The organism is Neobacillus drentensis, from assembly GCF_036962765.1.
In the GTDB taxonomy this organism is placed as follows: domain Bacteria; phylum Bacillota; class Bacilli; order Bacillales; family Cytobacillaceae; genus Neobacillus; species Neobacillus drentensis_C.
Genome location: NZ_JBALOS010000025.1, coordinates 1 through 11,863, shown reverse-complemented (window position 1 = coordinate 11,863; position 11,863 = coordinate 1). Strand labels below are relative to the sequence as shown.

Sequence of the window (11,863 nt, the reverse complement as noted above, 5' to 3'; positions counted from 1 at the left end):
CCATTTAGCTGGACAATGGTTACATCCTTTACATTCTTAGGTTGAATTTGTTTCACTAGTTGATATAAAGTTGTTCCCCAGGTAATTCCAATCGTATCGCCGTTCTGAACAATCTTATATAAATAATCTGCTGAAACCTCCCCCAGCTTCACCTTTATTAGCTCATCTTTATATTCGGGAATCGATGCGACAATGCAATCCTTTAAGTGAAACTTTTCTTTTAATTGCAATGCTAATTCCTGAACATCTTCTGCGGGATCGCAAATTTTTATATGGACTACTCCTTCTTCAACAGCCTGGACTAGAAGCCTAGAGACAGTGGGGCGGGAAATACCTAACTTTTTCGCAATTTCCTGTTGACTGTAGTCTAATTGATAGTACAATTTAGCCACTTCCACCAAGCGCGAAATCCTTTCATCCGCCATTGTTCATTCACCTAATTTTTTAAGTTATCAAACTCTTTTTTTTACAAAAGGCTCTGTTAAACTTTCATTTTGATTTCCCCTCAAATCAACATTGAAAAAAAATCAATAATGAACATAGTTTCACAAAAAGTAAACGGTTACAACTTTGTGTAAAAATTAAAATTCGCATTTGCTCAATAAGTATTTTTGTTTCGTGAAAATATGTAAAGTTTCATTGAACATTTGCTAATTTTATTATAACCGATGGGAACCAACTGTCAATCATTCTTTCAAAAGATTTCGACATTAATTTACTAGATTCTAAGTAACCTCTTGATATGAGGAGAATAGTCGCATTTTTTCCCATGAAAAAAAGAACCCATGTGGTTTACAAATGTAAATCACATGGACTCTTTTTTGGTTAAATGATCTTCTGGAGGGACTCGGTAAGTGTTTTAACAAGGAAAGTTAAATCAACTTGTTTAATCGTTAATGGTGGTGCCAGTGTTAACACATTATTGAATCCAGCTACTGTAGCCCCATTTTTTCCGATGATAATCCCTTCCTGCTTACAGTTGGCGATTACTTGATTGACAAGATCATTTTCTAACGGTTCCTTGGTATGCTTATCCTTAACTAATTCAATTCCAATCAGTAAGCCTTTCCCGCGAACATCCCCAACATATGGGTGGTCTTGCAACAGATTCCTTAAATCGTTTAATAGCTGCTCACCTAAATCACGTGAACGGTCAAATAATTTTTCCGTTTCCATAATCTCGAGATTTTTTAAGGCGAGGGCACAGGCCGCTGGATTCCCTCCAAATGTATTAACATGGCGGAAGTAATCATATTCCTCCGAGCCTTTAAATGCTTCGTAAATGTCTTTGCGAACAGCTGTGGCAGAAAGCGGCAGATAGGCACTGGTAATTCCTTTTGCCATGGTTATGATATCAGGTTTCACACCATAGTTCATATATCCGAACGGCTTACCGGTACGGCCAAATCCGCAAATGACTTCATCAACAATAAGCAGCGCTCCATGTTTTTCACAAACCTCTTTTGCAGCTTTCATATAGCCGTCCGGTGGAATGAGGACACCGCCCCCTGTAATAATCGGTTCCATTATCATAGCGGCAATGGTTTCGCTCAATTCCCATGTCATCGTCCGGTCAATTTCTTTTACTGAGGATAATTCCTTCGGATCTGATACATTTATATCATCCCGGTAGGAATCAGGTGGTGAGACATGAATAAAACCTGGTGCAAGTGGTTCGTATTTGTATTTACGCTGTGCCTGCCCAGTTGCAGCTAGTGCCCCCATTGAATTGCCGTGATAAGCCCGATAGCGTGAGACGATTTTATAACGGTTATGTGCACCCTTTTGCTGGTGGTACTGCCTAACTATTTTAAAGGCTGTTTCGTTGGCTTCTGATCCACTGTTAGAGAAAAAGATGACATAATCATCACCTAACATTTGATTCAACTTTTCGGCAAGTTTTATTGCTGGAATATGGCTTTGCGAGAGTGGAAAATAGGCCATTTCCTTCAATTGTTCATAAGCTGCCTCTGCAAGCTCAGTCCTGCCATAACCAATATTCACACACCAAAGACCGGCCATCGCATCTAAATAACGTTTTCCATCGGCATCTGTTACCCAGGAACCCTCTGCCTTTGCTGCCACTAACGTCGCATTTGGATTATATGGCTTCATCGAGTGCCATACATATTTATCATCCTGCTCTAACAACGTTTCTTGGGATCGACTTGTTTGCACCATCCTCATCCCTCCATTTTTTAAAATTGGTGCCTGACACCAAAAGGTATTCAGGCACATTCGTTTTTCTATTGTCTAGCATTGCAAGGGCGTTTTCCCTTTTCTAACCATCAAAGCGTGAAGTAATCATTTTCTTCCGTGTATAGAAATTCAGACCATCTTTTCCGTTTACATGCATGTCACCATAGAACGAATCCTTCCAGCCTGAGAATGGGAAGAATGCCATGGTTGCCGGAACGCCAACATTAATTCCAAGCATACCTGCATCTGCTTCTTCACGGAATTGACGGACAGCTTTAGCATTGTTGGTATAAATGGTCGCTCCATTTCCATATCTGGATTTACGGATATATTCCAATCCTTCATCTAAATCATTGGCACGGAGCAAGCTTAACACCGGTGCAAAGATTTCCTCTTTTGCAATCGTCATTTCCGGTGTGACGTGATCAAAAATCGTTGGCCCAAGGAAATTTCCTTCCGGCAATTCATCCATTTCTCTTCGTCCATCCCTAATTAAGTCAGCACCTTCATTAAGCCCTTTTTCAATATATTCTAGAACTTTTTCGCGGTGTTCCTTGCGGATAACTGGTGTTAATAACACCTCATCATCCATACCGTTTCCGATAATTAATTCATCCGCCTTTTTCTTTAGTGCAGCAACAAATGGCTCATTATCACCGACAACTACGACTGCACTACAAGCCATACAGCGTTGACCTGCACTACCAAAAGTGGAACTGATAATATGTTGGACTGCCTTGTCCATATCGGCATCTGGCATTACAATATGATGATTTTTAGCGCCAGATAAAGCTTGAACTCTCTTTCCTTCGGCAGCAGCACGTTGATAAACATACTTGGCAACTGGCTGTGAGCCAACAAATGAGATCGCGGCAATGTCCTTATGCTCGAGTAAACCATTGACAACATCATGAGCACCGTGGACCACATTTAACACGCCTTTTGGTGCTCCAGCTTCTGTAAACAACTCTGCTAATCGATTAGCTAGTATTGGTGTGCGTTCAGATGGTTTTAGTACAAATGTATTTCCGCAAGCGATCGCAAGCGGGAACATCCACAGCGGGACCATCATCGGGAAGTTGAACGGGGTGATCCCGCCGACAACCCCAACTGGGTAACGGAACATTTCTGAATCAATATCTTCAGCAATTCCTGATAACGTTTCGCCCATCATTAGCGTTGGTGCACCCGAAGCAAATTCAACACACTCGATGCCGCGCTGGACCTCTCCGTATGCTTCTTTGTATGCCTTTCCATTTTCTAAAACAATTAATCTAGCTAATTCTTCATGGTTTTCAGTTAACAGGTAGTGATACTTAAAAAGAATTCTTGCTCGTTTTGGGACAGGAACGTTTTTCCACTCTTTAAAGGCTGCTTTAGCTGCTGTTACAGCTAGATTTACATCCTCCTTCGTTGACACAGGAACCTTGGTTAACAGTTCATTCGTGGCAGGATTCGGTACATCCAGGGTTTGATCACTATTGGAGTCTACCCATTCACTGTTTATATAATTTTTTAAAACTGCCGTTTCCTTTTTCGTTACACTCATATATTCAACCTCCTAATTTTTATATATTGTTTTGAATTTTCTAATATTGTAAGCCTTGTAACCTCATTATCTCGTATCTAGAAGCTGCTTTCATTAGACATTCTGTAAAATGAGGTGCGGCATTTCTTTGACGATATGAGCAACCATCTATGATTATTCCAGTTTTCGATATTGGTTATTATTTACATTGGATTGAGACGATGCTAAATAGTCCTGAACGAGCAGCATAAATTCGATAGCCACCCGTTTTTCATGTTCCATAAAGTCTTCGCCAAGAATGTTTTCAAGCTTTTGCAAACGATGGTACAGAGTCTGCCTGACGATATAAAGCCTGCTTGCTGCTTCCTGCTTTGAGCCATTACACTCTAAATAGACTTTTAATGTCTCTAAAAGCTTGCCATTGTATTTTTGATCATAGTGAATAACTGGCTGTAAATATTCAGCTGCAAACTCTTGAAGATTGATATGTTTACTCATCTGTGAGATTAGACGATATAAATGCAAATCTTCATAAAAATAATAGTTTGCTTTAATAGACATTTTTTGCTGGATTCGCTGAGTTTCTTTTGCTGATTGATAACTTTTATGTACATCATGTAAATTCCCGATAAAACTCCCAACAGCAATCATTATTTTCGCTGAACATTGTTTCCTAATAAACTCGGATTCGATTATCGATTCGATTGCCGTTTTAATGCGTTCCTTTACATTCTTTTTTGCCCGGTTGTTTACAAGAATGAAGGTTATTTCATTTCTTTTTTCAACCGATAATGCCGTGAAGCCATTTTGTTCAAGTACAGAACGAAATAATAATTTGAGATAGGTGACATCTTGAGTAATTTTCTCTTTGAGGGGAATAAGTTTTGCGATTAAGACAACGGCCTCGTTGGTTTTTGTTTTGATTCCATTCTGCACAAAATATTCACTAATGCCCTCGGGTGAATGTTCACCTTCAAGCCAGCCATACAACCACTCAAACTCTTCTGCACGTTTTTTTTCTTCGACATACATATCCCTTAATAAATGTTGGGCAATTGCTGTAGCGGTCCGATCTAAAATCAATAAATCGTATTCACTTATCGGAAGATCTTTCGAATAAATAAATAACTCTGCACATTCTTGCTCAAACAAGAAAATTGGCGACGAAGCAATGTTTTCACATGTGTGTGTTTTGAGTGCATTGAGCTGGATAATCATTGATTTTTGATCATGTTGATTGATATGTGGAACAAATTCATACTCTTTATTTTTCAAACGAAAAATAATCTGTAAATCTAAAGCAGAATACATACATTGCAAAATATCTTCATAACTTTCGATCGTTAGGAGTCGTTTATTCAGGTTTTGAGAGTAATTCTCTAAATCAGATATCTTCTGGTATTGCTGGTTAATGATCATAGAATGAATGTCTTGAGTAATCTGTACAAACGGAACTTCCTGAGAAAAAACAATGATAGGGAATTGATGTTCATTTGCAATTTCAATGACTTCAGTTGGAATCTCCGTCATATATGTTCCCATTTCAATGCATAAACCTGCAGCTTGGTTTTCAAGAAATTCCTTTACCATCGAGACAAATAAATCGGTATTTTCCCTCCAGGCAACTCCAGTAGAGAGAATAAGTTCATTCCCATTAAGGAGATTTCGAATACTGGTGACCTCGACAACATGAACCCATTTGACAAAGCGTTGGATACCTTTTTCCCCGGCAATAACCCGTGCATTTTCAAAATTTTTTCGCTTTAATATATCTGCCACTGTTAAATGAAAATGGTCTTTGATCATTTGGCTCTCCTTGGAAAAATTTGAACAGAAATAATGGTTGATAAAAGGATTGGCCTTTCAACCAATCCTTTCATTTATTTCTAATGGATTATTGGGAAGTACACTTTTATTTGGCTAAGCATTGATTCAAATTCCTCTCGATCAAGAAAATCCTCAGAGTGCCAATTTTCCAAAATCCAAACTACTAATTCTTTCGCAGAGTTAAAGTATTCTCCGCTCGAATCGGACTTTCGAATCGTATAACGGCCATTGTCTTCGTCAATTGTAACTTCACAAGGATAGACATTATCTTTGGATCTTAAAGAAAATTCCATACTTCCCACCCCCTTTTTACTCTATTTTTAACTCTGTTCTATCTTGAGTGGTTTTGCTTTAATAGGAGACTAGCAAAATACTTACGGGCATTTGCCGTTCCAATTTTCAATATTTCAGTTACGTTTCCTTTTGGATGTTCAAATTCAACTGTAGCCCCATTAAGATGTTCTTTGACACCACTAATCCGATACCCTTTTTGGATGAGAAAATCAATTTTGTCTCTTTCATCTAAAAATTGCTGATGATCTGACATCCAATCTCCCCCTTTTTCATTCATATATTTCTTATCATATCTGGGCTTTATTCTATAAGGTTAGATTGATAGAGTTTCGCCTTGGTTTACGAGAGCATTTTTATTATATTTCATACGCTTCAAATATTGACCAGATCCAGGTTTACCTACAAACTGCTTATCGCGGACAACAAATTCTCCACGGGACAGCACCGATACAGGCTCACCAGTAATTTTCATTCCTTCAAACGCATTGTAATCCACAGCCATATGGTGTGTTTCAGCTGAAATGACACGTTCGATGTTAGGATCAAAGATTACTAGGTCCGCATCTGCACCAATGGCAATTGTTCCTTTTTTCGGAAATAAACCAAATAGCTTTGCGCTCCTCGTTGAAGTAATATCTACAAATTGATTTAGACTTATCCGTCCTTTCTTCACCCCCTCAGAGAATAAAACCGATAATCGATCTTCAATAATTGGGCCGCCGTTTGGAATTTTAGTAAAGTCATCTCTACCTAAATCCTTTTGGCCTTTAAAATCAAACGAGCATTGATCTGATCCAAGCGTCTGCAGCTGACCGCTCTTCAACGCATTCCAAAGTACATCTTGATTCCACTTCTCTCTTAGCGGCGGGGACCATACATATTTTGCTCCTTCAAAATTAGGTTTTTCTAGATAGCTTCGGTCAAGGACTAAATATTGCGGGCATGTTTCTCCCCAGACATCAAAGCCTTTAGCTCGTGCTTTAGCAATTTGTTCAACAGCCTCCGCGCAAGATACATGGACCACATACAGTTGAGAATTGGCTAGCCCGGTGAAATTTGCCGCACGGCCTGTAGCCTCTCCCTCTAATTCAGGCGGTCTCGTTAAAGCATGGTAAATAGGAGCTGTATTCCCTTCATCAAGGGCTTTCTTTGTTAAGTAATCGATGACATCCCCATTCTCTGCATGGACCATAACCAGGCCTCCATGATCTTTCGCAGAAATAAGGGTTTTAAACAATGTTTCATCATCCGCTTGAAAGACATTTTTGTAGGCCATAAATACCTTAAAAGAAGTAATTCCTTCTTCACTAATAACCTGCGGCAGTTCATTAAGGACATCCTCGTTGATTTCTGAGATCATCAAGTGGAAGCCATAATCAATGACCGCTTTCTCTTTTGATTTATCATGCCAAATTTGAATGGCATTCTTTAGTGGCTCACCCTTATTCGTTAAGCAAAAATCAATAACCGTTGTCGTGCCGCCAAAGGCAGCTGCGATGGTTCCTGATTCAAAATCATCCTTCGTTACCGTTCCACCAAAAGGCATGTCGAGATGGGTGTGTGGATCAATCCCGCCCGGAAAAACAAAACAGCCTTTTGCATCGATAATTTCTGCCCCAATCGCTGTTAAATTCGTGCCGATTTGTGCTATCTTCCCATTCTCGATTAATATTTCTCCTTGATAAGTGTCAGAAGCAGTGACGATCGTGCCATTTTTGATAATTTTTTTCATCTACAATTCCCTCCGTATCTTTTACTTGGTAATATCTGCTTTAGTCACGGCTACTCCACTTAAGGCAGCCTGCCGCTCGTTCCAGGTCATCGGCATCAATTCACTTGGGATTTCCACCATATCAATTGCCCCATCGACAGGACATACAATCGAGCATAGGTTACAGCCGACGCAATCTTCTTCCCTAACTCTAAGAATGCTCTTTCCATTTTCATCTGTTACCATGTCAATACATTGGTGTGAAGTATCTTCGCAGGCAATATGGCACTTATTACAATTAATGCAAACATCCGTATTGATTTTTGCAACGATATTGTAATTTAAATCCAAATTACCCCAATCAGAATATTTAGGTACAGATTTCCCAATGATTTCAGAAACGGAAGCAATCCCTTTACTATCCAAGTAATTGCTAAGACCTTCAATCATGTCCTCAACAATTCGGAAACCATGGTGCATGGCAGCAGTACAAACTTGAACCCCTGTTGCACCCATTAACATAAATTCAACGGCATCCTTCCAGTCAGAAATCCCACCAATCCCAGAAATTGGGACATTAATATGCGGATGCCTTGCACATTCTGCGACCATATTTAAGGCAATCGGCTTTACTGCAGGTCCGCAATATCCGCCGTGTGCTCCTTTTCCTGCAACATGTGGAATCGTATTCCATGTATCGAGGTCGACGCCCATTAGGCTGTTAATCGTATTAATCATACTTATTGCATCGGCACCACCATTGCAGGCAGCTTCGGCCGTAGCAGTGATATCGGTTATGTTTGGTGTTAATTTTACAATGACAGGTGTCTTGGCAACTTCCTTCGCCCAATAGGTTTGACGTTCAACTAGGGCCGGCACCTGACCTGAAGCTGCTCCCATGCCACGTTCGGCCATTCCGTGAGGACAGCCGAAATTTAATTCAAGTCCATCAACACCGACATCCTCGACTCGTTTAACAATCTCATGCCACTTTTCTTGCTTTGGTTCTACCATCAACGAAGCAATGATGGCATGGTTTGGAAAACGTTTCTTAGTTTCATAGATTTCTTTTAAATTGACTTCTAATGGTCTGTCAGTAATGAGTTCAATATTATTAAAACCGGCTACTCTTTGTCCGTTAAAACTTACCGCAGCAAACCTTGAAGATACATTCAATATCGGATCTCCTAATGTTTTCCAGACAGCCCCGCCCCAACCTGCTTCAAAGGCTCTTTGCACTTGATAACCAGAGTTGGTTGGCGGAGCCGATGCCAGCCAGAATGGGTTAGGAGATTTAATCCCTGCAAGATCGATACGTAAATCAGCCATCTATTTTTCTCCCCTTTATCAAATAAAAGTTAGTTTACCGTCCCTACAACAGATAATTGTTTGTGAATCGCATAAGCCACATCTTTTCCTTGTTGGGCAGCTGTTACGACCATGGCGTCACCGTTTCCTTTACCAAACACGACATCACCACAAGCAAATACTTTTGGATTGGAGGTTTGGAATGATTCTGAGTCTACCTTGACAACACCACCATTATGCTCAAGACCAAACTCTTCAATCAGTTTAAGGTATCTGGTTTGTCCAATGGCTTTTACCACGGCATCAACAGGAAGTACATAATCAGACCCCTCAATGGCTACAGGGCGGCGTCGGCCATCTTGTTCAGGCTCGCCGAGCTCCATCTTGATACACTCGATTCCCGTTACTTTTCCAGATTCATCACCGATAATTCGTTTTGGTGCTGTTAACCAACGGAATTCCACACCGTCCTGTTTAGCAAATTCATATTCAAAGTCATACGCGGTCATTTCTTCCTCTGTTCTTCGATATAAGATTTTGACGTTTTCAGCTCCTAAGCGGACAGAACAGGTTGCACCATCAATCGCGGTGTTTCCGGCCCCTATCACGACTACTCGTTTACCAACAAATTCATCGGATAACTGACCGCTTTTTGTTGCCTTAACAAATTCGATCGCATCATAGACACCTGCGAGGTTCTCGCCTTCCACTCCAAGGTTTGGAACATGTGCCATCCCCACCGCCAGGACAATATAATCAAACTTTTCAGTAATTTCTTCAACAGAAATATCCTTGCCGACTACCGTGTTCGTTCTAATTTCTACATTCAATTTCTCGACTTGCTCTACTTCCCAGAAGGATACCCTTTGCGGTAGTCGGAATGAGACAATACCATACGTATTTAAACCGCCCGCTTTCTCGGCTCGTTCAAAGATCGTTACCTCGTAACCTAATCTTGCCAATTCTCTAGCTGCAGATAATCCTGCCGGACCACCACCGATAACAGCCACTGTCCTTCCGTTTGCTTGACCAGCTTGAAACAGTGTTTGATTATTTGCCATTGCCCAATCCGTAGCATATCTTTGTAAGTTTCCAATCATGATTGGCTTGGTGGAGTGATTTAGGACACAAGCCCCTTCACAAAGTTCTTCGGTTGGACAAACCCTCGAACAACTTGCACCAACAGGATTGGAAGACATAATTGTTTTAGCAGATCCTAACAAGTTTCCTGAGGCAATTTTTTTAATAAAGGTAGGAATATCAATACCTGTCGGACAGGCTTTAATACATGGAGCATCATAGCAATAGAGGCAACGATTAGATTCTTCAACAGCTTCTCGGTTTGTCAGCCCCTTTTCCACTTCTAGAAAGTTCTTTTCAAGATGGGAAAAGGAAATACGCTGCATTTTTTCATTCGCCATAGAGAAACCTCCTTTTATATATATGGATTTTTCAATACTTATGGGTTTTTAAAGTTGTCCTGCTTTTTTTGAACTCTAAAATGTAAGCGCTTCAATAAACTGATATTACCAAAAAGGGACCAACTCCTTTAACGCATTTATGTATTTCGCAGAAAATTCTGCATCTTATAATAATTTTACAGACTGTAAATAGGCATTTCACCTGACAATCTGTAAAATGATGCATGCAATAAATTAACCATTATGTAAAAAGAAAATTGTTGCCAATGATTGTAGAATCCTAGTGGAGCATTGATAGGGAATGTTGGATAAAGACTAAACAGAGGACTTACTTTACTTGTACTCTTTTCTGAATACTTTTTCAATTTAACATAATAATACCAAAAAAATTGTAAAAATATATCGAATTGTCAAATAATCTTCCATACTTTATTTATACTCGCTGGAAGGTTTACTCACCCTTTACATTACTTATTTACTTGGACTTCTTCTCGCTTATAAAACATAAATTTCGATATAAATCTGTTAAAAACTTCTCGACATATTCTACTATTATGGCATTCACCCGTTTTCAAAAAGGCTGTGAAAAACTTACATGTTGGTTTCCGCTCCAATTAACACAGGTGAAATATCAACAATAACGTTTAACACAGCCTTATAAAAAAAGTGTACCAAACGTAATGTAGGTACACGAATACTTGTTTAACTTAGATAATATTTAGCTAACTCGATAACCATTGCTCCCATTCGTTCCTTTTCGGGAACAACTATTCTTTGTATTCCTTCATCTTTTAATGCTGCTTCAGTCACTTTTCCAACAGCTCCAGCAACTACCTTTTCCTTAAACAGGGCCACGATTTCTGAATTGATATTTTGTTTACGTGCATAGTCAAAAAGTGAATGAACCTGTGTAGCCGTGGTGAAACAAACCGCATCACACTTATCGAATTTCAGTTCATGAAGTAACTGGTCGACTGTCTCATTTTCAGGGGGTATATGCTGATAAGGAAGTATCTTTTTTACAGTTGCCCCGCGCTCTATTAAAAAATTTGTTAATGCTGGAGCTGTTTCACCATGTAGTTGAACCATCACTCTCTTTCCAGATAAATCTTCTTTTTCGAGCGAGAGCGCTAATCCCTTAGTTGTGCCATCTTCATCGACCACGAGTGGCTGAAGCTCATATTTCTTAAGGGCAGAATAGGTCTTATATCCTCTCGATGCAATCTTTGCTTGGCGAATATTCTTAAAAAATGAATCTTGTATCCCAAGTCTTCCTGCTAGATCGACTAGGGTTTCAAAGCCAATCCCAGTGGTGAAAATCACCCAATCTGCACCATTTTCCACGAATTCCTTTAAATCTGGTTCTACTTCTTTCTCTGCCAAAAATACTGTCCCTTGAAGGGGTCGAACGAGAGGAATACCTCTCTGTTTTTCAATTAAGGTACTTATTTCTTCTATCTTGCGCGATCCGCAGATGACGACTCGCTTTCCTGTCAAGCCTTTTTCCATTTTACTTACCTCTCAGACTAAACTATTAAATGGTTTTATTTTTTTCTTTCGCAATTTGATCAATCG

10 protein-coding genes are annotated in these 11,863 nt (G+C 39.7%); all 10 read right to left on the bottom strand.

Annotation, left to right across the window (positions count from 1 at the left end; genetic code table 11):
- A partial coding sequence (locus V7137_RS03920) for a sugar-binding domain-containing protein (RefSeq protein ID WP_335696851.1) occupies positions 1 to 425 on the bottom strand: 425 nt, incomplete at its 3' end.
- Positions 426 to 825: 400 nt separating this feature from the next.
- The gene (locus V7137_RS03915; protein WP_335696850.1) at positions 826 to 2,181 is read right to left on the bottom strand and encodes an aspartate aminotransferase family protein; all 1,356 of its coding nucleotides are present in this window, start codon (positions 2,179 to 2,181) and stop codon (positions 826 to 828) included.
- Positions 2,182 to 2,281: 100 nt separating this feature from the next.
- Entirely contained in the window at positions 2,282 to 3,748 is a 1,467-nt protein-coding gene (locus V7137_RS03910) for a CoA-acylating methylmalonate-semialdehyde dehydrogenase (RefSeq protein ID WP_335696849.1), read from the bottom strand.
- Positions 3,749 to 3,901: 153 nt separating this feature from the next.
- On the bottom strand, positions 3,902 to 5,533 hold the full coding sequence (locus V7137_RS03905; RefSeq protein ID WP_335696848.1) for a PucR family transcriptional regulator: 1,632 nt from the start codon (positions 5,531 to 5,533) through the stop codon (positions 3,902 to 3,904).
- A gap of 80 nt (positions 5,534 to 5,613) precedes the next feature.
- Entirely contained in the window at positions 5,614 to 5,847 is a 234-nt protein-coding gene (locus V7137_RS03900) for a hypothetical protein (RefSeq protein ID WP_335696847.1), read from the bottom strand.
- A gap of 38 nt (positions 5,848 to 5,885) precedes the next feature.
- The gene (locus V7137_RS03895) at positions 5,886 to 6,101 is read right to left on the bottom strand and encodes a hypothetical protein (RefSeq protein ID WP_335696846.1); all 216 of its coding nucleotides are present in this window, start codon (positions 6,099 to 6,101) and stop codon (positions 5,886 to 5,888) included.
- A gap of 60 nt (positions 6,102 to 6,161) precedes the next feature.
- On the bottom strand, positions 6,162 to 7,580 hold the full coding sequence (gene hydA / locus V7137_RS03890) for a dihydropyrimidinase (protein WP_335696845.1): 1,419 nt from the start codon (positions 7,578 to 7,580) through the stop codon (positions 6,162 to 6,164).
- Between the two features lie 21 nt (positions 7,581 to 7,601).
- Positions 7,602 to 8,888: an NAD-dependent dihydropyrimidine dehydrogenase subunit PreA gene (preA, locus tag V7137_RS03885; RefSeq protein ID WP_335696844.1), complete on the bottom strand. Its 1,287-nt coding sequence runs from the start codon at positions 8,886 to 8,888 to the stop codon at positions 7,602 to 7,604.
- 29 nt (positions 8,889 to 8,917) lie between these two features.
- The gene (locus V7137_RS03880) at positions 8,918 to 10,288 is read right to left on the bottom strand and encodes an NAD(P)-dependent oxidoreductase (protein WP_420490087.1); all 1,371 of its coding nucleotides are present in this window, start codon (positions 10,286 to 10,288) and stop codon (positions 8,918 to 8,920) included.
- 702 nt (positions 10,289 to 10,990) lie between these two features.
- Positions 10,991 to 11,797, bottom strand: a complete 807-nt coding sequence (locus V7137_RS03875) for a uroporphyrinogen-III synthase (RefSeq protein WP_335696843.1) — start codon at positions 11,795 to 11,797, stop codon at positions 10,991 to 10,993.
- Between the last annotated feature and the right edge of the window lie 66 nt (positions 11,798 to 11,863).